The organism is Cellulomonas sp. (assembly GCF_036279715.1).
GTDB lineage: Bacteria > Actinomycetota > Actinomycetes > Actinomycetales > Cellulomonadaceae > Cellulomonas_A.
In genome coordinates, this window is record NZ_DASUIR010000105.1 from 12,754 (window position 1) to 34,590 (window position 21,837).

18 protein-coding genes and 1 tRNA gene are annotated in these 21,837 nt (G+C 71.9%); 15 read left to right on the forward strand and 4 right to left on the reverse strand.

All coding sequences use genetic code 11. The features are described 5' to 3' along the window. The first annotated feature begins 27 nt into the window (after window positions 1-27). The 8 genes from metG to VFW79_RS10265 all read left to right on the forward strand — a co-directional run bounded on the left by metG (window position 28) and on the right by VFW79_RS10265 (window position 10,971). Window positions 28-1,656, forward strand: a complete 1,629-nt coding sequence (gene metG, locus VFW79_RS10230; RefSeq protein ID WP_329677203.1) for a methionine--tRNA ligase — start codon at window positions 28-30, stop codon at window positions 1,654-1,656. Further along, window positions 1,653-2,618: a TatD family hydrolase gene (locus tag VFW79_RS10235; RefSeq protein WP_329677204.1), complete on the forward strand. Its 966-nt coding sequence runs from the start codon at window positions 1,653-1,655 to the stop codon at window positions 2,616-2,618. Before metG ends, VFW79_RS10235 begins: the two co-directional genes overlap by 4 nt. Window positions 2,619-2,770: 152 nt before the next feature. Further along, the gene (locus VFW79_RS10240; RefSeq protein WP_329677205.1) at window positions 2,771-4,003 is read left to right on the forward strand and encodes a ubiquitin-like domain-containing protein; all 1,233 of its coding nucleotides are present in this window, start codon (window positions 2,771-2,773) and stop codon (window positions 4,001-4,003) included. Window positions 4,004-4,509: 506 nt separating this feature from the next. Then, the gene (locus VFW79_RS10245; RefSeq protein ID WP_329677206.1) at window positions 4,510-5,595 is read left to right on the forward strand and encodes a transglycosylase family protein; all 1,086 of its coding nucleotides are present in this window, start codon (window positions 4,510-4,512) and stop codon (window positions 5,593-5,595) included. 36 nt (window positions 5,596-5,631) lie between these two features. Next, window positions 5,632-6,534, forward strand: coding sequence for a 16S rRNA (adenine(1518)-N(6)/adenine(1519)-N(6))-dimethyltransferase RsmA (gene rsmA / locus VFW79_RS10250; RefSeq protein WP_329677207.1), 903 nt, complete (start codon window positions 5,632-5,634; stop codon window positions 6,532-6,534). Further along, entirely contained in the window at window positions 6,531-7,469 is a 939-nt protein-coding gene (locus VFW79_RS10255) for a 4-(cytidine 5'-diphospho)-2-C-methyl-D-erythritol kinase (protein ID WP_329677208.1), read from the forward strand. The genes rsmA and VFW79_RS10255 overlap by 4 nt, the downstream gene beginning before the upstream one ends. 53 nt (window positions 7,470-7,522) lie before the next feature. Further along, complete coding sequence (locus tag VFW79_RS10260) at window positions 7,523-9,346, forward strand: ABC-F family ATP-binding cassette domain-containing protein (RefSeq protein ID WP_329677209.1); 1,824 nt, start codon at window positions 7,523-7,525, stop codon at window positions 9,344-9,346. Continuing rightward, window positions 9,319-10,971: a hypothetical protein gene (locus VFW79_RS10265; protein ID WP_329677210.1), complete on the forward strand. Its 1,653-nt coding sequence runs from the start codon at window positions 9,319-9,321 to the stop codon at window positions 10,969-10,971. The genes VFW79_RS10260 and VFW79_RS10265 overlap by 28 nt, the downstream gene beginning before the upstream one ends. Window positions 10,972-11,023: 52 nt before the next feature. Here the strand turns inward: VFW79_RS10265 and VFW79_RS10270 are convergent, their stop codons facing one another. Together VFW79_RS10270 and VFW79_RS10275 are read right to left on the reverse strand one after the other, a co-directional pair. Next, window positions 11,024-11,569, reverse strand: a complete 546-nt coding sequence (locus tag VFW79_RS10270; RefSeq protein ID WP_329677211.1) for a MarR family winged helix-turn-helix transcriptional regulator — start codon at window positions 11,567-11,569, stop codon at window positions 11,024-11,026. 35 nt (window positions 11,570-11,604) lie between these two features. Further along, complete coding sequence (locus tag VFW79_RS10275) at window positions 11,605-12,210, reverse strand: TetR/AcrR family transcriptional regulator (RefSeq protein ID WP_329677212.1); 606 nt, start codon at window positions 12,208-12,210, stop codon at window positions 11,605-11,607. Window positions 12,211-12,327: 117 nt separating this feature from the next. Between VFW79_RS10275 and VFW79_RS10280 the strand changes: the two genes are divergently transcribed. From VFW79_RS10280 to VFW79_RS10310, 7 genes are all read left to right on the forward strand, one after another. Continuing rightward, window positions 12,328-12,402: transfer RNA gene (locus tag VFW79_RS10280), tRNA-Gln, on the forward strand. A gap of 171 nt (window positions 12,403-12,573) precedes the next feature. After that, window positions 12,574-14,229, forward strand: a complete 1,656-nt coding sequence (glmU, locus tag VFW79_RS10285; protein ID WP_329677229.1) for a bifunctional UDP-N-acetylglucosamine diphosphorylase/glucosamine-1-phosphate N-acetyltransferase GlmU — start codon at window positions 12,574-12,576, stop codon at window positions 14,227-14,229. Beyond that, a complete protein-coding gene (locus tag VFW79_RS10290; protein ID WP_329677213.1) occupies window positions 14,226-15,212 on the forward strand; it encodes a ribose-phosphate diphosphokinase in 987 nt (328 codons plus the stop codon). The genes glmU and VFW79_RS10290 overlap by 4 nt, the downstream gene beginning before the upstream one ends. A gap of 283 nt (window positions 15,213-15,495) precedes the next feature. After that, window positions 15,496-16,119: a 50S ribosomal protein L25/general stress protein Ctc gene (locus VFW79_RS10295; protein WP_329677214.1), complete on the forward strand. Its 624-nt coding sequence runs from the start codon at window positions 15,496-15,498 to the stop codon at window positions 16,117-16,119. Between the two features lie 121 nt (window positions 16,120-16,240). Continuing rightward, window positions 16,241-16,858 carry an aminoacyl-tRNA hydrolase gene (gene pth, locus VFW79_RS10300; protein WP_329677215.1) on the forward strand — a complete coding sequence of 206 codons (618 nt, stop codon included), beginning with the start codon at window positions 16,241-16,243 and terminating at the stop codon, window positions 16,856-16,858. A 405-nt stretch (window positions 16,859-17,263) separates the two neighbouring features. After that, complete coding sequence (locus VFW79_RS10305) at window positions 17,264-18,568, forward strand: sugar transferase (protein ID WP_329677216.1); 1,305 nt, start codon at window positions 17,264-17,266, stop codon at window positions 18,566-18,568. A gap of 113 nt (window positions 18,569-18,681) precedes the next feature. Next, window positions 18,682-19,827, forward strand: a complete 1,146-nt coding sequence (locus tag VFW79_RS10310) for a glycosyltransferase family 4 protein (protein ID WP_329677230.1) — start codon at window positions 18,682-18,684, stop codon at window positions 19,825-19,827. A gap of 60 nt (window positions 19,828-19,887) precedes the next feature. On the opposite strand, the gene VFW79_RS10315 is transcribed toward VFW79_RS10310, so the two are convergent. Beyond that, window positions 19,888-20,541 carry a right-handed parallel beta-helix repeat-containing protein gene (locus VFW79_RS10315; RefSeq protein WP_329677217.1) on the reverse strand — a complete coding sequence of 218 codons (654 nt, stop codon included), beginning with the start codon at window positions 20,539-20,541 and terminating at the stop codon, window positions 19,888-19,890. Window positions 20,542-20,871: 330 nt separating this feature from the next. Continuing rightward, window positions 20,872-21,609, reverse strand: a complete 738-nt coding sequence (locus VFW79_RS10320) for a hypothetical protein (RefSeq protein WP_329677218.1) — start codon at window positions 21,607-21,609, stop codon at window positions 20,872-20,874. Window positions 21,610-21,837: the final 228 nt, after the last annotated feature.

Genomic DNA, 21,837 nt, shown 5'->3' on the forward strand with positions numbered 1-21,837 from the left:
CCGCCTGCTCACGCCTACGATGTCGCCATGCCTGAGGCCACCCCCATGTTCTACCTGACGACGCCGATCTACTACGTGAACGACGCCCCCCACATCGGGCACGCGTACACGACGGTCGCGGCCGACGTCATCACGCGCTGGCACCGCCAGCGCCAGGAGCCGGTGTGGTTCCTCACCGGGACAGACGAGCACGGCCAGAAGGTCATGCGCACGGCCGAGGCGAACGGGGCGACCCCGCAGGAGTGGGCGGACCGTCTGGTCGAGACCGCCTGGAAGCCCGTCCTGAAGACGCTCGACGTGCGCAACGACGACTTCATCCGGACCACGCAGGAGCGCCATGAGACGCGCGTACAGGCCTTCATCCAGGACTTGTACGACAAGGGCGAGATCTACGCGGGCTCCTACGAGGGTCCCTACTGCGTGGGCTGCGAGGAGTACAAGCTGCCCGGGGATCTCGTCGACGGCACCGGGGAGTATGAGGGGCACAAGGTCTGCGCCATCCACGGGATCCCCGTCGAGATGCTCTCGGAGGAGAACTACTTCTTCCGGATGAGTGCCTACACGCAGCGCCTGCTCGACTTCTACGAGGCGAACCCGACGTTCGTGCAGCCCCCGAGCGCACGCAACGAGGTGATCTCGTTCGTCAAGCAGGGCCTCCAGGACCTCTCGATCTCCCGGAACACGTTCGACTGGGGAATCCCGATCCCGTGGGACACCAGCCACGTCCTGTACGTGTGGTTCGACGCGCTGCTCAACTACGCGACGGCGGTCGGCCTCGACTCCGACGACCCGGCAGACAAGGAGCAGTTCGCGCGGACGTGGCCCCCGAGCGTGCACCTCGTCGGCAAGGACATCCTGCGGTTCCATGCGGTGATCTGGCCTGCGATGCTCATGGCCGCGGGCCTGCCGCTGCCCGGCCAGGTGTTCGCACACGGCTGGCTGCTCGTCGGCGGCGAGAAGATGAGCAAGTCGAAGCTCACGGGCATCGCACCGAGCTCGATCATCGACACGTTCGGCTCGGACGCGTTCCGGTTCTACTTCCTGCGCGCGATCGTCTTCGGCCAGGACGGCTCGTTCTCGTGGGAGGACCTGCACGCGCGCTACACCGCCGAGCTCGCGAACGGCTTCGGCAACCTGGCCTCGCGCGTCGCCGCGATGATCGGCAAGTACTTCGGCGGGACGCTGCCCGACGCCGGTCCGCTCACGCCGGCCGAGGCGCACGTGGCGGCCGTCGCCGCGCGCGCTGTCGTCGACGCCGAGGCGGCCATCGACCGGCTCGCGCTGAACGAGGCCATCGCGGCGATCTGGACCCTCGTCGAGACCACGAACGGCTACCTCACCGAGCAGGAGCCCTGGAAGGTCGCGAAGGACCCCGCCGAGGTGGACGCCGCCGGGGCGAGCGTGCCGGGTGGCCGGCTCGCCACGATCCTGGTCACGGCCGCCGAGGCGCTCCGTGCACTCGCGGTGCTGCTGGCGCCCGTGACCCCGAAGGCCGCCGAGGCGCTGTGGGAGTCCCTCGGGGCCGAGCCGGTGCTCGGTCCGCTCGCGGCGCAGCAGGTCGCCGACGCGGGTCGGTTCGGGCAGCTGCCCGCCGGGACCGTCGTGACCAAGGGCGCGTCGCTGTTCCCGCGGATCGAGGAGCCGGCCGCGTCGTGAGCCGGTCGCGCACGCGCGAGCGCGGCTGGCCGCCGGACCCGGAGCCGCTCGGGTCGTCGGTCGTCGACAACCACACGCACCTCGAGTCCCTGCTCGACTTCCCGGTCGACGACCCCGACGGCCCGCGCACGCTCGACGACCACCTGGAGCGTGCCGCGACCGGGGGCGTGACTCGGATCGTCCAGGTCGGCTGCGACCTCGACGCCGCGGCGTGGACGGACCGTCTGCTCCGCTCGTCGGCCGCCGGCGACCAGGCCGGCCCGCGGGTCGGCCTGCTGGGAGCCGTCGCGATCCACCCCAACGAGGCCGTCCTGCACGCGGGCGTCCGCGAGGTCGCGCCCGACGGCCTCGAACCGTCGTCCGCCGAGCGCCATGAGGTCGGGCTGGACGACGCCATCGCGGCGATCGCGGAGATCGCGCGCGGCAACGACCGGGTGCGCGCGATCGGCGAGACCGGGCTCGACCACTTCCGTGCCGGTCCGCAGGGGCGGGCGGTCCAGGTCGAGGCGTTCCGCGCTCACATCGCGCTCGCCAAGGAGCTCGGCCTCGCGCTGCAGATCCACGACCGCGACGCGCACGGGCAGGTCATCGAGGTGCTCGAGCGGGACGGCGCCCCGGACCGCACGGTGTTCCACTGCTTCTCGGGGGACGCCGCTCTGGCGCGGTACTGCGCGGCGCGCGGGTGGTACCTGTCCTTCGCGGGCCCGGTGACGTTCGGCGCGAACGACGACCTGCGCGAGGCCCTGCGGGCCGTCCCGCTCAGCCAGGTGCTCGTCGAGACCGATGCGCCCTACCTGACGCCCCACCCGTACCGCGGGCGGCCGAACGCGCCCTACCTGCTGCCCCATACGGTCCGGCGGATCGCGGCGGAGCTCGACCTCGACGTCGACCACCTGTGCCGGACGCTCACCGCGACGTCCGAGTCGGTCTACGGAAAGTGGCAAACCGGGCGAACCGGGTGAGACAAGGGTGAGAAGTCGGGCAGATGTCCAGGGGCGACTTCCGGTCCGGGTCACGGATCGGTTACGGTCGGGTCGGCCGCCGGTAGCGCCGGACGGGTCGGGTCCGACCCGATGACGAGTCAGAACGCCTGCACGATCACGAGGAGTCCTCTGTGCCACCGCTCGATCCGCCGCAGACGCGACGCGAACGAGCACGCGCAGAGCAGGCCCTGGCCTCGCGCTCCGCACCGCTGGGCCGCACGGCCCGGCTGGGTGCCCAGGCCGTCGTGCTGGCCCTCGTCGTCGGCGCCACGAGCGCCTTCACCGTCCTGCACAAGTCCGTGACCGTCGACGTCGACGGGGCGACCGTGCAGCTCAGCGCGTTCGGTCGGACGGTCGGAGACGTCCTCGCGGACGGCAAGATCCGCGTCGGCGACCGCGACCTGGTCGCGCCGGGCCTCGGTGAGTCGATCAGCTCGGGTTCCCAGGTCGTCGTCCGCCACGCCCACGAGATCGCGGTCGAGGTCGACGGCAAGCCCCAGACGGTGTGGACCACGGCGCTGACCGTCGGTGAGGCGGTCGAGGGCCTCGACCTGCGCGGCGGTCAGACGCTCCTCTCGGCATCGCGCTCGGCGTCGCTCGGACGTGAGGTCCTGCGGGTCTCGACCCAGAAGACGATCCACCTCGTGGTCGACGGGCAGGTCATCGACGGCGTGAGCAGCGCGGCGACCGTCCGCGAGGCGCTCCGCGAGATCGGTCTCGTGCTCGACGAGGGCGACGAGGTCTCGGTCCCGCTCGACGCGACCGCGGTCGACGGGCTCGTCGTGCTGGTCACGCGCGCGCACCAGGGCGGGCAGACCGTCACCGAGGCCGTGCCGTTCGACACCACCGAGGTCGACGACCCGACGCTCGTCACCGGGAACAAGGTCATCAAGACGCGTGGCAAGGCCGGCGTCCGCACGACGACGTACTCGACGTCGATCGTCGGCGGCGCGGTGGTCGACCGGAGCGTGGTGGCCTCGACGCTGACCGTCGTGCCGGTGACCCAGGTCGTCCGGGTCGGCACCAAGGCACTGCCCGACCCGGCGGCCGTCGCGGTCGCCCCTGGCAGCGCGCAGGAGATCGGCAAGGAGCTGGCGGCCGCCCGCGGCTGGGGCGACGACCAGTTCGCGTGCCTGCTGCCGCTGTGGAGCCACGAGAGCGGCTGGCGGGTCGATGCCGCGAACGCGTCGTCGGGCGCGTACGGCATCCCCCAGGCGCTCCCCGGATCGAAGATGGCGAGCGTCGCCGACGACTGGCGGACGAACCCCGCGACCCAGATCACGTGGGGCCTGAACTACATCGGCGGACGCTACGGCACGCCGTGCGGCGCCTGGTCGTCGTTCCAGGCCAAGGGCTGGTACTGACCCCTGCGGCGCCTCCGCCGGCGCCCACGAGGCGTACCCGGAATCGGGGAGCGACACGCCGCCGGAGCGGGTGAACCTGGTCACATGTCTTGGAGACGCGTCGCCAATCAGTTACGGTTCCGTGTCGCATAGTTGAGAGTCCGACGCCGTCCGCGGCCCCGACGATCGCCGTGCGACCGGCCCAGAGGCTCTCGCCGACCGGGTCGTGACGGCCGGATCGAGGATCCGGGACCGACGGGCGCGTCCTCCCTCCAGGACCCGCTCCGCATCGCGCCACGTCGTGGCGTCGCGCCGTCGGGTGCCGCCAGCGGCGCATCCCGCACCTCGTGCCCGGACCCCGCGACGTCTGGAACCACGTGAACCGTACGACTCGTCCCGCCGGCCTCGCCGCGCGTGCCACCGCCCCGCTGTCCGCCCTCCGCACACGACTCTCCGCCGGCACCTCCGGCGAAACCTCCCGCGAGACCCGCAGGGGCCGCGTCCGACTGATCGCCGGCCTCGCCGCGATGACCGTCCTCGCGACCGGCACCGCCGTCTACGCCCAGGTGAACAAGACCGTCACGCTCGACGTCGACGGCGTCGCCTCCACCGTCACGTCCTACTCGGGTTCCGTCGACGGCCTCCTCGCCCAGAACGGCATCACGCTCGGCGAGCGCGACACGGTCGCCCCCGCCGGAGCGCTCCGGGAAGGTGCCGACATCGTCGTGCGCCACGCGCATCAGGTGACCGTCATGACCGACGGCGTCCAGCAGACCGTCTGGACCACCGCGCTGACGGCGGCCGAGGCGCTCGACACGCTCAGCGCCCGCGGCGCGGACGTCCAGCTCGTGGCCTCGCGGTCGACCGAGCGTCGCAGCCCGTTCCTCGCGCTCGAGCTCACGATCGACGGTCCCGCGCACGTGCAGGTCGACGGGACGACGCTGACCGCGGCCGACGGGTCGACGACCGTCGCCCAGGTGCTCGACCAGCTCGGGATCACGCTCGGCGACCTCGACACCGTGGCCGTCAAGCCCGCGCCCGACGGCGTGCTTGTCGTCGTCAGCCGCGTCGTCGTGCAGGACGTGACGACCACCACGGAGATCCCCGCGGCGACCGTGACGCAGGACGACCCGGCGCTCGTCGTCGGCAAGAAGGTCGTCACGACGAAGGGTGTCGCCGGGGTACGCACGGTCGTCGAGACCGTGACCACCGTGGACGGCGTCGAGACCGCGCGCGTGCCCGTCTCCGACCAGGTCACCCAGGCCGCGGTCGACGAGGTCGTGCACGTCGGCACCAAGCCCAAGCCCGTCGTCACGGCTGCGCCCAAGGTGGCAGCCGCTGCCGGGACACCGGTCGCTGCCGGCGGGAGCGCCGACTCGCTGAACTGGGCCGCGCTCGCGCGGTGCGAGTCCGGCGGCAACCCGACGATCGTCTCGAGCAACGGGCTGTACTACGGCCTGTACCAGTTCTCGGTGGGGACCTGGCAGGCCGTCGGCGGGGCAGGTCTCCCGTCGCAGGCCTCGGCCGACGAGCAGACCTCTCGCGCGAAGATGCTCTACAACCGCTCGGGCGCGGGCCAGTGGCCGGTCTGCGGGAAGAACCTCTTCAGCTGAGGCGAGGTGGGTCCGGGGGGCCGTAGGCTCGGGCGCATGACCGAGAACCCCGGACCCCTGCTCGGGCCCGCGGAGATCCGGCAGCTCGCCGAGCGCGCGGGCCTGCGGCCCACCAAGACGCTCGGGCAGAACTTCGTGCTCGACGGCGGCACCGTGCGCAAGATCGTCCGGCAGGCGCAGATCGAGCCGGGCGAGCGCGTGGTCGAGGTCGGACCCGGCCTCGGGTCGCTCACGCTGGGCCTGCTCGAGGCCGGCGCGAGCGTCGTCGCGGTCGAGATCGACCCGGTGCTCGCCCGGCTGCTGCCGTCGACCATCGCCGCCCATCAGCCCGACGCGGCCGCGCGGCTCACGGTCGTGGGCGCCGACGCGCTCGACGTCCGCGAGCTGCCGGGCCAGCCGCCGACGGCGCTCGTCGCGAACCTGCCCTACAACGTGTCGGTGCCGGTCCTCCTGACGTTCCTGGAGCGGTTCGGGACGCTCGAACGTGTCCTGGTCATGGTCCAGGCGGAGGTCGCCGACCGTCTCGCCGCACCACCCGGCGGCCGCGTGTACGGCGTGCCGTCGGCCAAGGTCGCCTGGTACGCGTCGGCCCGCCGCACCTCGACGATCGGTCGCTCGGTGTTCTGGCCCGTCCCGAACGTCGACTCGGCCCTCGTCCGGCTCGACCGGCGCGAGCCGCCCGTGACCGCCGCGACGCGGGAGCAGGTGTTCGCGGTCGTCGACTCGGCGTTCGCTCAGCGGCGCAAGATGCTCCGCTCGGCGCTCGCGCAGCTCGCGGGATCGCCCGAGGCCGCCGTGCGCGCGCTCGAGGCGGCCGGCGTCGACCCGCAGTCGCGCGGGGAGCGCGTCGACATCGACGGCTTCGCGCGCATCGCGACCGCGCTGGCCGCCCAGCGTCCGGCCGAGGCCGCGGCCGCGCCGGGGACGGTGGACCGGTGAGCCTGATCAGGCCCGAGGCCCGCTCCGAGCGCGAGGTCCGCGTGCGCGCGCCCGGCAAGGTCAACCTCTCGTTGCGCGTCGGCCGCCGCGAGCCCGACGGGTACCACCCGCTCTCGACCGTGTTCCAGGCCGTCTCGGTCTATGAGGACGTCGTCGCGAGCGCCGCGACCGGGCTGACCGTGACCATCAGCGGCACGCAGGCCGACCGGGTCCCGACGGACGAGACGAACCTCGCAGTGCGCGCCGCCCGTGCGCTGGCCGACCACGTCGGTCTCGACGCCGACGTGCACCTGCACCTCCACAAGGAGGTCCCGGTCGCCGGCGGCATGGCGGGCGGGTCGGCCGACGCGGCAGCGACCCTCCTCGCGTGCGACACGCTCTGGCGCACCGGGCTGCCGCGCGAGGTCCTCCACGAGCTCGCGGCGCGGCTCGGATCGGACGTGCCGTTCGGCCTGCTCGGGCACACGGCCATCGGCACCGGACGCGGCGACCAGCTGGCCCCTGCGCTGAGTCGCGGCGAGTACCACTGGGCGTTCGCGCTCCAGGCCGACGGGCTGTCCACGCCGCGGGTGTACGCGCGGTTCGACGAGCTGCACCCCACGGTGCGTGCGGTGCCGGGTTCGGACGTCGCGCTGCTGCAGGCCCTGCGTGCGGGTGACCCGCACGCGGTCGGCCTCGCGCTGCACAACGACCTGCAGGAGGCCGCGCTCGACCTCGAGCCCGGGCTCGCGGAGGTGATCGCCGTCGCGCACGACGCGGGTGCGCTCGGCGTGATCGTCTCCGGATCGGGCCCCACCGTCGCCGCGTTGGCGCGCAGCCGTCAGCATGCGCTGCTCCTCGCCGCGGCGTTCACCGCCGCGGGCGTCGCCGACTCGGTGCTCACAGCCGTCGGCCCGGTTGCGGGAGCGCGCATCGTCCCGAGCGGGCACGAGTAGCGTCCCTGTGCGGCACCGCACGCCCCTGTGACCCTTCGTATGGAAAGAGCTCGATGGCCCACCTGCTCGGCGCGGACAGCGTCTCCCTGACGCTCGGTACCCGCACACTGCTCGACGACGTGAGCCTCGGCATCGACGACGGCATCCGGACCGGCGTCGTGGGCCCGAACGGTGCCGGGAAGTCGACCCTGCTGCGCGTCCTGGCGGGGCTGCGCGAGCCCGACTCCGGCCGCGTCACCCGGGCCGGCGGGGTCCGCGTCGCGCTGCTCGACCAGCGCGACGAGCTGCCGGCGGGATCCACGGTCGGCGACCTCGTGCACGGCGACGCCGAGGAGCACACGTGGGCGACGGACCCGCGGATCCGCGAGGTGCACGCGGGTCTCCTGCGCGACCTCGAGCTGACCGACGACGTCGCGACGCTCTCGGGTGGCCAGCGCCGTCGGGTCGCGCTCGCGGCGTTGCTCGTGCGCGACGACGAGATCCTGCTCCTGGACGAGCCGACCAACCACCTCGACGTCGAGGGGGTCGCGTGGCTCGCCGAGCACCTCACCGCCCGGTACGCGCGCAGCAACGGCGCCCTCGTGGTCGTCACGCACGACCGCTGGTTCCTCGACGCGGTCTGCACGCGGATGTGGGAGGTCAACGACGGTGGTGTCGAGGCGTACGAGGGCGGCTACGCCGCGTACGTGCTCGCCCGGGCCGAGCGCGCACGGTCGGCGTCGGTCACCGAGGACAAACGCCAGAACCTGCTGCGCAAGGAGCTCGCGTGGTTGCGCCGCGGGGCGCCCGCACGCACGTCCAAGCCGAAGTTCCGGATCGACGCGGCCACCGCGCTCATCGCCGACGAGCCCGAGCCGCGCGACCGTCTCGAGCTGACCCGGATGGCCACGAGCCGGCTCGGCAAGGACGTGCTCGACCTCGAGGACGTCACGATGCGGTTCGGGGACGCACCGCCGCTCCTCGACCACGTCACGTGGCGGCTCGGCCCGGGCGACCGGTACGGCGTCGTGGGCGTGAACGGCGCGGGCAAGACGACCCTCCTGCGCCTGCTGTCGGGGACGCAGGACCCGACGTCGGGCCGCGTCAAGCGGGGCAAGACGGTCCAGACCGCGGAGCTCACGCAGGACGTCGAGGACCTCGACGAGCTCGCCGACCTGCGCGTCGTCGAGGTCGTCGAGCGGGAGAAGCGGACGGTCGTCGCGGGCGGCAAGGAGCTCACGGCGGCGCAGCTCGTCGAACGGCTCGGCTTCACCAAGGACCGCGCACGCACGCCGGTGCGCGACCTGTCGGGCGGTGAGCGACGGCGCCTGCAGCTCCTGCGGCTGCTCGTCGGCGAGCCCAACGTGCTGCTCCTCGACGAACCGACCAACGACCTCGACACCGACACGCTCGCCGCGCTCGAGGACCTGCTCGACGGGTGGCCCGGGACGCTGATCGTCGTCTCGCACGACCGGTACCTCCTCGAGAGGGTGTGCGACCGCCAGGTCGCCCTGCTCGGGGACGGCACGATCCGGGACCTCCCCGGCGGCGTGGAGCAGTACCTCGAGCTGCGCCGCACCGCGACGGCCGACGAGTCGGGCGCGGCCAAGGTCGCCGCAACGTCGGGCACCTCGACCCGCCCGGCGGCGGTCGACGACGGGTCGGGCGACGCGGGTCCGACGAGCGCCGCCGACGCCCGCGCGAGCCGCAAGGAGCTCCAGCGGATCGAGCGCCGCCTCCAGCTGCTCGCCCGCAAGGAGACCGACCTCCACGAGCGCATGGTCGGGGTCGCCGACGACTACGTGAAGCTCGGTGCGCTCGAGGTCGAGCTGCGCGCGGTCCACGACGAGCGGTCGACCCTGGAGGAGAGATGGCTCGAGGTCGCGGAGGACGACTGACCCGGTCGTCCGCAGCCCGCGTGCTGCTGGTCGTGACGGGTCTGCTTGCGTTCGCCGTCCGGATCGGACCCGTCGTCGCCGCCGGCCTGCTCCGCGGCGCGATGTCCTACGACGAGGGTGTGCACCTGCAGGTCGCACAGCGGCTGCTCGCCGGGCAGCTGACCTACCGCGACGTCCTGTTCGTGCACCCGCCCGGCGTGGTGCTCGCCCAGGTGCCGATCGCATGGCTCGGTCAGCTCGTCGGCGAACCGAGCGCCCTCGCGGTGAGCCGCTGCCTCGCCGCGGGCATCGCTGCCCTCACGGCGGTCCTGGTCGCGCGGCTCCTGCTGCCGCGCGGGCTGCTTGCCGCGGGCACCGGCGGCGCGGTCGCGGCGCTGTTCGGCCCTGCGGTGGCGGCCGACCGGGTCGCGCTGCTCGAGGGAGCGCTCTCCCTCGGGCTCGTCGTCGCGCTGAGCGCCCTGGCCGCAGTCGGGCGGCCGAGCCGGACGGTGTCCACGGGGCAGGTGCCGGCACTCGAGGCGGTCGCGGCGACCCCGGCCCGGACGTCCGCCCTGTCGGACCGCTCGCGGCGCGCCCTCGTCGTCGGCGGTGCCGCGATCGGGCTCGCCGCGGCGGTCAAGATCTGGGCTCTGGTCGACGTCGTGCTGCTCGTCGCGATGGTGGCGATCCGGCACGGCCGGTCGGCGGTCTGGCGCTGGGCCGCGGGGTGCGTAGCGGCGATCCTCGTCGTCGTCGGTCCGTTCGCACTGCTCGCCCCCGGGTCGATGTGGCACGACGTCGTCGGCGCGCAGCTGCATCGCCCGCGTCCGCAGGGCGAGTCGCTCGACGCGCTCGTGACCCGGGTCGCCGCGCTCGAGCCGATCGCCGGTCTCGGTGGGCGATGGCCGGACACGCTCGTCGTCGGGGTGATGGCACTCGTCGTCGGCGGGCTGCTGGTCGCACTCGTGCGCCTCGGGCTGAGGTTCCGGACCTCGGCGAACCGGTGGTCCGACCCGGTCTGGTGGCTCGTCATCGGAGCTGCGCACCTCGCGGCGCTCGTGGTGGCACCGTCGCACTACCTGCACTACGACGCGTTCCTCACCGTGCCGCTCGCGCTGGTCCTCGGGGCGGGCGCCGGCTGGGGTGCTCGGCGCGTGGTGGGGCGGGCGTCGGCGGTCCGGCTCGGCGCCGTGCTCGCCGCGGTCCTCGTGACGCTCGCCTCGACGCTTCCGGCGCTGAGCCCGGGTGCGGCGGTGTCGGCGACGGTCCTCGCCCGCGAGGCGCACGGCTGCGTGTGGGTCCGCGAGGTCCAGTTCCTCATCGTCGCGAACCTGTCCCGGCAGCAGATCGAGCGCGGCTGCCCGGGGCAGCCCGACCTCTTCGGCCTGACGATGGCGACCTATTCAGAACCGGAACCGGCCGTGGCGCTCGCGGCTCTGGACCGCGAGGTCGCGCACCAGCTCGCGCAGAGCGACGTGGCGTTCCTGCTGGCCGAAGACCCCCGCAGGGACCTCGGGCCGGTCGCGCGCCGGTACCTCGCCCGCCACTTCGTCGCCGGTCCGACCACGGGCAGCGTGCAGGTCTGGCGCCGGATCGACCCGGTGGGCAGCCTGCTGGGCAGCGCGCTGGGCATCGCGCTGGGCTGAGCCGTCTGGTGGTGCACGGCCCGTGCGGCTGCGTGGTCGGGTGCGCGCCGGTTCAGGGGGCGTCGAACGGCGCGACGAGGTCGCGCAGCAGGTCGGCGAGCCGCACGCGGTCCGCCTCCGCCAGGTCTCCGAGCAGTCCGCGCTCGATCATCAGCAGGTCGGCCATCGCGTCGTCGACCCGGGCGAGGCCGAGCGGCGTCAGCTCCACGAGCACCCCGCGCCGGTCATCGGGGGACGGCCCGCGCTCGACGAGGCCGCGCTCCGTCAGCCGGTCGATGCGGTTCGTCATCGTGCCGCTCGTCACGAGGGTCTGCGTGAGCAGCGCGCCGGGGGACAGGCGGTACGGCGCACCGGCGCGCCGCAGCGCGGAGAGGACGTCGAACTCCCACGTGTCGAGCCCGTGCCGCGCGAACGATCCGCGCCGGGCGAGGTCGAGGTACCGCGCGAGCCGGGTCACCCTGGACAAGACGGTCAGCGGGGTCACATCGAGGTCGGGGCGCTCACGGGCCCACGCCGCGACGATGCGGTCGACCTCGTCACGCGGACGCTCGACGACGGCGTCGGCCGCGTCTGGATCTCCGGTGCTGTCAGCCGTCATGACCTGAGGTTACTTGACGTCGAGATACTTCTGCGTCAGGCCTCGAGCGGAGTGATCAGGGTCGGATGACGCTCGAGCCCGGCCAGGCCGTTCCAGGCGAGGTTGACGAGGTGTGCCGCGACCTCGTGCTTGTCCGGGCTGCGCGCGTCGAGCCAGTACTGGCCCGTCAGCGCGACCATGCCCACGAGCATCTGGGCGTAGATCGGCGCCGTCTTCGGGTCGAGGCCCTGACGTGTGAACTGGTCGGCGAGCAGGTGCTCGACCTGGGTCGCGACGTCGCCGATCAGGCTCGAGAACGTGCCGGTGGCCTGGGCGACGGGTGAGTCCCGGACGAGGATCTGGAAGCCGTCCGTCGACGTCTCGATGTACGTCAGGAGCGCGAGCGCGGTCCGCTCGACGAGCAGCTTCGGGTGCCCACCCTCCTCGAGCGCGGCGGTGAGCGCGTCGGTCAGCGCACGGGTCTCTCGGTCGACGACGACGGCGTAGACGCCCTCCTTGCCCCCGAAGTGCTCGTAGACCACGGGCTTGGAGACCTGGGCCCGCGCGGCGATCTCCTCGACGCTCGTCCCGTCGAAGCCCTTCTCCGCGAAGAGGCGGCGGCTGACGGTGAGGAGCTGCTCCCGGCGCTGTGAACCGGTCATGCGCGACCTGGGAGGTCGCCTGGTGTCGGAGGTCACGCGCCCATCATGCCGTGCGGAGGCTGGCAGACTGGTCCGCCGACGGCGTGCGGTGCCGGGGCGACCCGGTCCGACCGCCGGTCCGCCCTGGTGTAATGGCAGCACGCAGGCCTTTGGTGCCTTGCGGTCCGGGTTCGAATCCTGGGGGCGGAGCCACCGGTCCGGCGCGCCCGGGCCCGCGCAGCCCCGGGTCAGGGCACCTCAGCCGCCCGTGCGGACCCGGTTCGGACCCCCGACGGGACGGGACGGTCCGTGAGCGGCGGTAGAGTGCACGTGCGCCAGATCCTTCGCCCGGGCATCGGGCAGTTCCGACGGGAGCACACGCAGGTGACCACCCCCCGCCCAGCCGCCGTCATCGTCCTCGCCGCAGGTGAAGGCACACGGATGCGCTCGGCGACACCGAAAGTTCTGCACACGCTCGCGGGTCGCAGCATGCTCGGCCACGCCCTCGCCGCCGCCCGTTCACTCGAGCCAGGCCGCCTCGCCGTCGTCGTGCGGCACGGCCGGGACGCCGTCGCGGCGCACGCCCGTGAGCTTGACCCCGAGGTCCTGCTCGCCGACCAGGACGACGTTCCGGGCACTGGCCGTGCCGTCCAGATCGGCCTGTCCGTGCTCGACGCGGCCACCCAGGCCGCCGTCGCCGGTGCGAGCGCGGGCGACGGTCCCGGCGTCCCCGGCGTCGCGACGCACGCGCGCCTCGAGGGTGCGGTCGTGGTCCTCGCGGGCGACATCCCGCTGCTCGACGGCGGCACGCTCGCGGAGCTGCTCGCGGCGCACACGGCCGACGGCAACGCGGTGACGGTGCTGACGACCGAGCTCGACGACCCCACCGGCTACGGACGGGTCCTGCGCGACGCGGGCTCGGGCGACGTGCTCGGGATCGTCGAGGAGCGCGACGCCGACGCCGACCAGCGCGCGGTCCAGGAGGTCAACTCCTCGGTCTACGTGTTCGACGCGGGCGTCCTGCGCGACGCGCTCGGCCGCCTGGGCCGCGACAACGCGCAGGGCGAGGTCTACCTGACCGACGTGCTGGCGATCGCCCGGACCGCCGGCGGTCGCGTCCGCGCGCTGCGCACCGACGACCCGCTGCTCGTCCAGGGCGTCAACGACCGCGTCCAGCTCGCTGCGCTGCGTGCCGAGCTCAACCGGCGCATCCTCGAGGACTGGATGGTCGCCGGCGTCACGGTCGTGGACCCCGCGACCACGTGGGTCGACGTCGACGTCGAGCTGGCCCGCGACGTCACGCTCCTGCCGGGCACGCAGCTGCACGGCGCGACGGTCGTCGCCGAGGGCGCCACGGTCGGACCCGACACGACGCTCACCGACGTCGAGGTCGGCCCCGGCGCGACGGTGGTCCGCACGCACGGCTCGCTCGCCGTGATCGGTGCCCGCGCGACCGTGGGCCCGTTCGCGTACCTGCGCCCCGGCACGGTGCTCGGCGAGGACGGCAAGATCGGCACGTTCGTCGAGACGAAGAACGCGCAGATCGGCGCAGGCTCGAAGGTCCCGCACCTGAGCTACGTGGGGGACGCGACGATCGGCGAGCAGACGAACATCGGGGCGTCCTCGGTGTTCGTCAACTACGACGGCGTCCACAAGCACCACACGACGATTGGCTCGTACGCGCGGACCGGCTCCGACACCAAGTTCATCGCGCCGGTCACGGTCGGCGACGGCGCGTACACCGGTGCGGGCAGCGTCATCAAGCAGGACGTGCCGCCGGGCGCGCTCGCCGTGAGCAGCGGCACGCAGCGCAACATCGACGGCTGGGTCCTGCGGGCCCGCGCCGGGACGCCGGCCGCCGACGCGGCGGCACGTGCCCTGGCTGCCATCGCCGCGGAGGACCTCTCGCCGCAGGCCCGGGCGGAGCGCGACCGGGCCCAGCTCGCAGCCGGCGGCACGGCACCCACCCCGCCACCGGACCTCCCAGCGCCCCCGGCACCGTTGCGCGATGCCCAGCCGACCACGAAGGACGACGTGTGAACACCGGCATCATCTCGAACGACGGAGAACGACGGCTGGTGCTGATCTCGGGGCGGGCGCACCCCGACCTGGCGGTCGACGTCTCGGAGTCGCTCGGCAGCACCCTCGTCCCGACCACGGCCTACGACTTCGCCAACGGCGAGATCTACGTCCGCTTCGGGGAGTCGATCCGCGGTGCCGACGCGTTCGTCCTGCAGAGCCACGCGGCACCCATCAACCAGTGGATCATGGAGCAGCTGCTCATGGTCGACGCCCTCAAGCGGGCGTCCGCGAAGACGATCACGGTCGTCGCGCCGTTCTACGGCTACGCGCGTCAGGACAAGAAGCACCGCGGGCGCGAGCCGATCTCGGCGCGGCTCATGTCCGACCTGTTCAAGACCGCGGGCGCGGACAGGCTGATGAGCGTCGACCTCCACGCGGCGCAGATCCAGGGCTTCTTCGACGGCCCCGTCGACCACCTCTGGGCGATGCCGATCCTCGTCGAGTACGTCCGCACCCGCGTCGACACGTCGAACGTGACGGTCGTCTCGCCCGACGCGGGCCGCATCCGGGTGGCTGAGCAGTGGGCCGCCAAGCTCGGCGGCGGACCCCTCGCCTTCATCCACAAGACGCGCGACATCAGCCGCCCGAACCGCACCGTCGCGAACCGCGTCGTCGGCGACGTCGAGGGCCGCAGCTGTGTGCTGGTCGACGACCTCATCGACACCGCCGGGACCATCACGGGAGCGGTGCGGGTCCTCCTGGAGGCCGGCGCCAAGGACGTGATCGTCGCCGCCACGCACGGTGTGCTGTCCGACCCGGCTGTCGACCGCCTCATGCAGTGCGGGGCGCGCGAGGTCGTCGTGACCGACACGCTGCCCATCGCGGAGGACCGCCGGTTCCCGCAGCTCACGGTGCTCTCGATCGCGCCCCTGCTGGCCCGCGCGATCCGCGAGGTGTTCGACGACGGCTCGGTGACGTCGCTGTTCGACGGCCAGGCCTGAGCGACCGGCGCTCCTGGCACCCGGCCCGGCGTAGCTCTGCAGCCAACCCCTGCCGACGGCGCGCGACCCAGGTTGGGGATGGGCGCCGCGGCGGGTAAGATCGTCAGGTTGCCTCGGCGAGGGACGTCGGACGGTCAGGACTGCGGGAGATCCGCAGATCGGACCGGACCACCAACTCCGTGATCGACTGGGCAGGACGCCTCCGCGTGCCCGTCCTGCGTCCCGCGTCGAGGCCACCACCACTGCAGGCCCCCATCTGTCGTCGTCCACATCTGGAGTCCCCGTGTCCGAGGTCAAGCTCGTCGCCACCACCCGCACCGACTTCGGCAAGGGTGCGGCCCGCCGCACGCGCCGCGCCGGTCGCATCCCCGCCGTCCTCTACGGGCACGGCTCGGACCCGCTGCACGTGTCGCTCCCGGGCCACGAGACGTTCCTCGCGCTCAAGCAGGCCAACGCGCTGTTCGCGATCGAGATCGACGGCAAGACGACGCTGGCCATCACGAAGGACGTCCAGCGCGAGCCGGTCAAGAACGTCATCGAGCACGTCGACCTCCTGATCGTCACGAAGGGCGAGAAGGTCGACGTCGAGATCCCCGTCGTCGTCGTCGGCGAGTCGTACCCCGGCACGATCCACATCGTCGAGCTGCAGACGCTCGAGCTCGAGGCCGAGGCGACCAACCTGCCGCGGCACGTCGAGGTGTCGATCGAGGGCCTCGTCGCCGGCGACCTCATCACGGCCGGCGCGATCACGCTGCCCGCGGGCGCGACGCTCATCACGGACCCCGAGGCCGTCGTCCTGACGATCTCGGCCCCGCAGACGTCTGCCGCCGACATCGCGGCCGACGCCGCCGTCGCCGACCTGGCTGCCTCGCAGTCCGCGAAGTCCGCCGCAGCCGCCGAGGTCTGAGCAGCCCCACGGGTCACGGCCTCCGGCCGCTGACCTGCGCACGCGATCGCGCCCGGTACCGTTCGACGGTGCCGGGCGCGATCGCGTTCACCGCCGTCGCAGGGCGAACGGAAGGATCGACATGACCGAGGGCCCCTGGCTCGTCGTCGGGCTCGGCAACCCCGGAGCGGAGTACGCCGGCAACCGGCACAACGTGGGCGCGATGGTCGTCGACGAGCTCGCGCGCCGGACCGGCGTCGTCCTCGGCTCCCGTGGCGGAGCGCTGTCGCGTCGTCCGAAAGCCGCTGTCGCCGAGGCCAGGATCGGCGTGCTGCCCGGCGGGGCACCGGGTCCGCGGGTCGTGCTCGCCAAGCCGAGCACCTTCATGAACGTCTCGGGCGGGCCGGTGGCCGCGCTCGCGCAGTACCACGACGTGCCAGCGGACCGCGTCGTCATGGTGCACGACGACCTGGACATCCCCTTCGGCGACATCAAGCTCAAGATCGGTGGCGGCGAGGGCGGCCACAACGGCCTGCGGGACACCACCAAGGCGCTCGGCACGAAGGACTACGTGCGCGTCCGGGTCGGGGTCGGCCGGCCGCCCGGTCGCATGGAGGCGGCCGACTACGTGCTCCGGGACTTCACGGCGGCCGAGCGCAAGGACCTGGCGTGGCTCCTCGATGCTGCGGCGGACGCCGTCGAGCTCGTCGTGACCGAGGGGCTCGAGAAGGCGCAGCTGAGGTACCACACCAAGCCCTGACGCGCGCGAGCGGTTCGGATCCCGTGCGGGCGGCCCGGTCGACCGGGTGAAGCACGACTCCACATGGGTGAAATCGGACATAAGGGTCTATCCGTATCACAACGGGCGCCATAGCCTCCTAGTTGACGACACTCTCGTCCAACTGGGGGACACATGACGATCTTGGACGACAAGAGAGACCTCGCTGAGGGCGTCACCTCCGTGCCGAAGGAGCTCATGGCGGATCGCCGCCGCGTCGCTGCCGGTCCGAGATCCTCTTGGGCGTCCACTCAACCGTTCCTTCCCCGAAGCGATCTCGCCGACCATGGGGACGCCGAGTACTACGGTGACGGCTGGCGCGTCGCAGCCGGGAGATACATCGCCCGGGTCGTGTGCGTCGACGTCCTGGGGTCGACGATCGTCGTCATGACCGTTCTCGTCCTGGCGCACGGAGCGAGAGGTCGCCGGGGTCTGTGGCCGATAGCTGTCGCGCTGGTCTTCGTCGGTCTCCTCCTCGCGTTCGGAGCGTACGACCGTCGGTCGATCGGCGATGGGCCGGAGGAGTTCCGGGCCGTCATGCGGGCGGGAGTCGGCTCCGTGGCAGCTGTGGGGCTCATGAGCGTGGCGGCCGCCTGGGAGATGCCGCGAGAGCTGGTGGGGGGGACGATTCTCGCCATCGTGCCAACGGTCGCGGTCGGCCGGTACTCCTTGCGTCGATCCCTGCACCGGCGACGCGCTCGCGGGGAGGCGATGTCGCGCACGCTTGTCGTCGGCGACGCCCGTTCGGTCCACGGGGTCGTCACCGACCTGCGCGCGGCGCCCTACCACGGGTACTGCATCGTGGGCGTGTGCCTGCCGGCGCTCAAGGAGAAGACGTCCCAGGATGCGATCCCGATCCTGGGTGCGCTCGCCGACATACCCCAGGTCGCCTTCGACCACCACATCGATGTCGTCATCGTCACTGGGAGCAAGCTCGCTGGTGAGGCGCTCCGTCGTCTGTCGTGGGCGCTGGGCCGCTCCGGGGTCGAGCTCGTCGTGGCACCCGGACTCGTGGAGATCCTCGGCCCGCGCGTCCAGCTGCGGCCCACCGCCGGGCTCACCCTGCTCGAGGTCGAGACGACCTCGCCACGGTCGCGCAGGCTCGCCAAGGCTGCACTCGACCGCGCGCTCGGGGCGGTCCTGCTCGCGGCTGCGCTTCCCGCGATCGCCGGCTCGGCCCTTGCCGTGGTGTTGACGAGCTCCGGCGCGCCGTTCTACCGACAGCGGCGTATCGGCATCGACGGGCGAGAGTTCACGATGTGGAAGCTTCGCAGCATGTACCAGGATGCCGACGCACGCAGGGCCACCCTGCTCGGGCAGAGCGACCGCGACGGCCTCATGTTCAAGATGCACGACGATCCGCGTGTGACGCGCGTGGGCCGTGTGCTGCGTCGGTACTCGCTGGACGAGCTCCCTCAGCTGTGGAACGTGCTGCGGGGCGACATGTCCCTCGTCGGTCCGCGACCGCCGCTGCCCGAGGAGGTGGACGCGTACCGTGACGCGGTCAACCGCCGCCTGCGGGTGCGCCCTGGGCTGACGGGCCTCTGGCAGGTCAGTGGTCGGGCGGACCTCACCTGGGATGAGTCGGTCCGGCTCGACCTGCGTTACGTCGACAACTGGTCGGTGGCGATGGACCTCTTCATCCTGTGGAAGACGGCTCGCGTCGTGCTGCGAGGATCCGGAGCGTATTGATGGGCGTGTTCGACCGTGGCGGCTGGCCGCATGCGCCAACTGTCAGCATCCCGGGCCAGGTCCCTGTGGACCCTCCGTTGGCGCGCGTCCTGATCGTCGTGCAGAACCTCTCCGTGCCGCTGGACCGACGGGTATGGCTCGAGTGCCGGACGCTCGTCTCGGCCGGGCATCAGGTCTCGGTCATCTGCCCGCGCGACGAGGGACAGCCCGCGCACCGAACGCTCGATGGGGTCCGGATCCACACCTACAGGCCGCCACGCCCGCGCTCAGGCGTGGGTGGGTACGTGGTCGAATTCCTCTACTGCTGGCTCCGCACTGCCGTGCTGTCGCTCGGCGTCGCGCGTCGCGAGGGCTTTGACGTCCTGCAGGCATGCAACCCGCCCGATACCTACTGGCTGCTCGGGTTGCTGTACAAGGTCCTCGCCGGGAAGCGCTTCGTGTACGACCAGCACGACCTGTGCCCGGAGGTGTACTCCGCCCGGTTCGGTCGTACCGGACTGCTCCACCGGGGCCTTCTCCTGCTCGAGCGCGCCACATACGCGACGGCCGACCAGGTCGTCTCGACGAATCCCTCGTACCAGGAGATGGCTCTGCGTCGGGGACGTGTCCCGGTGGAGCGCACCAGCATCGTCCTCAGCGCTCCCGACCCCGACTCCATGCGTCGGGCCGAGCCCGAGCCCGCCCTCCGGAGCGGACGGGATCATCTCGTCTGCTACCTGGGGATCATGGGTCCCCAGGACGGCGTCGATCGCCTCCTCGGGGCCATCGACCACTACGTGCATGTCCTGGGTCGGACAGACGCGCACTTCGGTCTGCTGGGGTTCGGGGACTGTCTCGACGCGCTGCGTCGAGACAGCACGGCGCGCGACCTGGATGACTACGTGACGTTCACAGGGAAGGTTGGTCCGGAGCAGATCACTCGGTGGCTCTCATCGGCTTCCCTGGGCGTGACGCCCGACCCGAAGAACGAGTTCAACGACAAGTCGACGATGAACAAGACCCTCGAGTACATGGCCTTCGAGCTCCCGGTCGTGGGCTTCGACCTCGTGGAGAATCGTCGCTCGGCGGGCGACGCGGGGCTGTACGTGACGAAGGACGACGATGCTGCTCTGGCCGACGCGATCGCCGAGCTCCTTGACGACCCGGAACGGCGCGCACGGATGGGTGCCCTCGGCCGCAAACGTGTGGAGAGCTCTCTGCGCTGGAGCAAGCAGGAGCCCGCCTATCTTGAGGTGTTTCGGCGGCTGGCGCCGCATTGAGCACACACCGACGAGTCGCAGGAACGCCAGGCTTCCCGCTTCGGTCGGGGGTGAGATCGGTCAGCCGATCGTCTGCCCGGTGTCCATCCACGTGTTCGAGCCGTTCCAGACGATGCCCGGTCCGAGATTTGCGTGCGCACCGTACCGGGCGTCCCGCCCGAATCGGTTGTCGCGGAAGACGCACTGGGCGCCGCGCGTACCGCCGCCTCCCGCATTGACTGTGTAGTTTCCGCCGTTGAGCAGGTTCTGCTCGACCAGGCAGTCGCGGACAGGCGAGTCTTCCTCGCCGAGCATCACCGCGGCGTTGGCCTGTCCGGTCCGGGCGTCGAACGCCTGGAGGTTGTTGCCGCGCAGCACGATCCTTCGCCCACCGACGATCTGTACGGCGTCAGTGTGGTTGTCCCCGACCCTGACTAGGGAGTGGATGAACGAGTTCTCGATGGTCACGTCGTCGCCGGCGATCCTCGGCCCCTCCACCACGTCGTGGATGTTGACGCGCCGAAGGGTGTAGTGGTTGAAGGCGACGGCCGCGCCCCCCTTGGCCTGGCCGTCGATCTCGGAGTCCTCGATCAGGAGGTTCGAGGCGCCGACGATGCGCACAGGGTATTGGCCGGTGTTACGAATGCGCGTGTTGCGGATGACGACGTCATCGGCAGTGACCGTCACCGTTCCGGTGATGTCCAGCCCGTCGATGATGCTGCCGTCCGTGGTCACAGTGATCGACGGGGACGGGCTGAGGACTGCACCGCGAGGTACGCCCGTGGTGCTCTCGTCGGGAACGGCCGGGCGAGGCGGCTGGCCGGCCCCACGGGGTTGGATCGGCTGCACAAGGGTCACGAGCAACGCGACCGCGAGGAGCGTGATTCCTATCCCCGCGCCGACCGCAGCCCGCGGTGGCATCCACCGGCCCGTTGGCCGGGTGGACGCCACCGCGGTGCCCCGAGCTCGGCGGGGACGTACGCCGTCGGACGGGGTCATGCGCCTACGGTATGGCTATCGGTACCCGGCGGGCATCGATCGGCGAACCGTCGAGCGCACGCCGGTTCACCTGATGGGCAAGCCGGTGTCGAACCAGACGTTCGTCGCCTTGTCCCAGACGGTGTTGGGGCCCAGGTTGCCGACAGGTCCATACCTGAAGTCCCTCTGGAACTTGTTGCCCGAGAACGAGCATGCCGCTCCAGTGGTCCCGCCGCCGCCGCCGTTGATGGTCACATTCCCGCCGTCGAAGAGGTTTCCCTCGACCGTGCACGCACGGATCGGGCTGTTTTCTTCGCCGTACTGGAATGCGGCATTGCCGTAGGTCCCGGTCTGCGGGTTGTTCGCCTGGATGGTGTTACCGCGCAGGACGATGTTGGAGCCGCCTGTGGACTGGACAGCGTCGGTGTGGTTGGTGCCCACCTGCAGAACGTTATGAATGTAGGACGCCTCGATCGTGACGTTTCCCCCGGAGATCCTGGGGCCCTCGGCGACATCGTGGATGTTCACCCGTCGCAGCGTGTAGTTGCTGTAGGCGACCGCCGGGTTGCCCCCGCCCTGGCCGTCGATCTCGCTGTCCTCCATGACGAGGCCGGAGCCGTTGACCCTGACCGGGATGCTGCCGGTGTTCTTGATCAGCGTCCTTCTGATGGTGACGTTGTTGGCGTTGACGGTCACTGTTCCGGTGATCTGGAGGCTGTCGATGACAGCGCCGTCCTGACTGATCGTGATCGAGCCGGACGGTGTGAGGGACGTGCCGGCCGGGACCCCGGTGGTCGAAGCGTCCGGGAATCCTGCGGACGACACAGCGACCACCGGAGCGATGACGGGCGCTGGTGCTGTTGAGGTCGACGGCGACGAGGTAGGCGTCGGAGCCACCGGAGTCGCTGTGGCTGTCGCAGTCGGCGTGGCTGTCGCTGTCGCCGTGGCTGTCGCCGTCGGCTGGGGTGTCGCTGCAGCGGTCGGCGTGGGTGTCGGTGTCGGTGTCGCAGTCGGCTTCACCCGATGGGTACGCACGTCCAAGGGGCTGCGCGC

Bases quoted from the DNA above. Each gene is read 5' to 3' on its own strand.
- metG (WP_329677203.1), top strand. From the start codon at position 28: ATGCCTGAGGCCACCCCCATGTTCTACCTGACGACGCCGATCTACTAC.
- VFW79_RS10305 (WP_329677216.1), top strand. From the start codon at position 17,264: ATGACCGTTCTCGTCCTGGCGCACGGAGCGAGAGGTCGCCGGGGTCTG.
- VFW79_RS10265 (WP_329677210.1), top strand. From the start codon at position 9,319: ATGGCTCGAGGTCGCGGAGGACGACTGACCCGGTCGTCCGCAGCCCGC.
- rsmA (WP_329677207.1), top strand. From the start codon at position 5,632: ATGACCGAGAACCCCGGACCCCTGCTCGGGCCCGCGGAGATCCGGCAG.
- VFW79_RS10260 (WP_329677209.1), top strand. From the start codon at position 7,523: ATGGCCCACCTGCTCGGCGCGGACAGCGTCTCCCTGACGCTCGGTACC.
- VFW79_RS10275 (WP_329677212.1), bottom strand. From the start codon at position 12,210: ATGACCGGTTCACAGCGCCGGGAGCAGCTCCTCACCGTCAGCCGCCGC.
- pth (WP_329677215.1), top strand. From the start codon at position 16,241: ATGACCGAGGGCCCCTGGCTCGTCGTCGGGCTCGGCAACCCCGGAGCG.
- VFW79_RS10245 (WP_329677206.1), top strand. From the start codon at position 4,510: ATGACCGTCCTCGCGACCGGCACCGCCGTCTACGCCCAGGTGAACAAG.
- VFW79_RS10270 (WP_329677211.1), bottom strand. From the start codon at position 11,569: ATGACGGCTGACAGCACCGGAGATCCAGACGCGGCCGACGCCGTCGTC.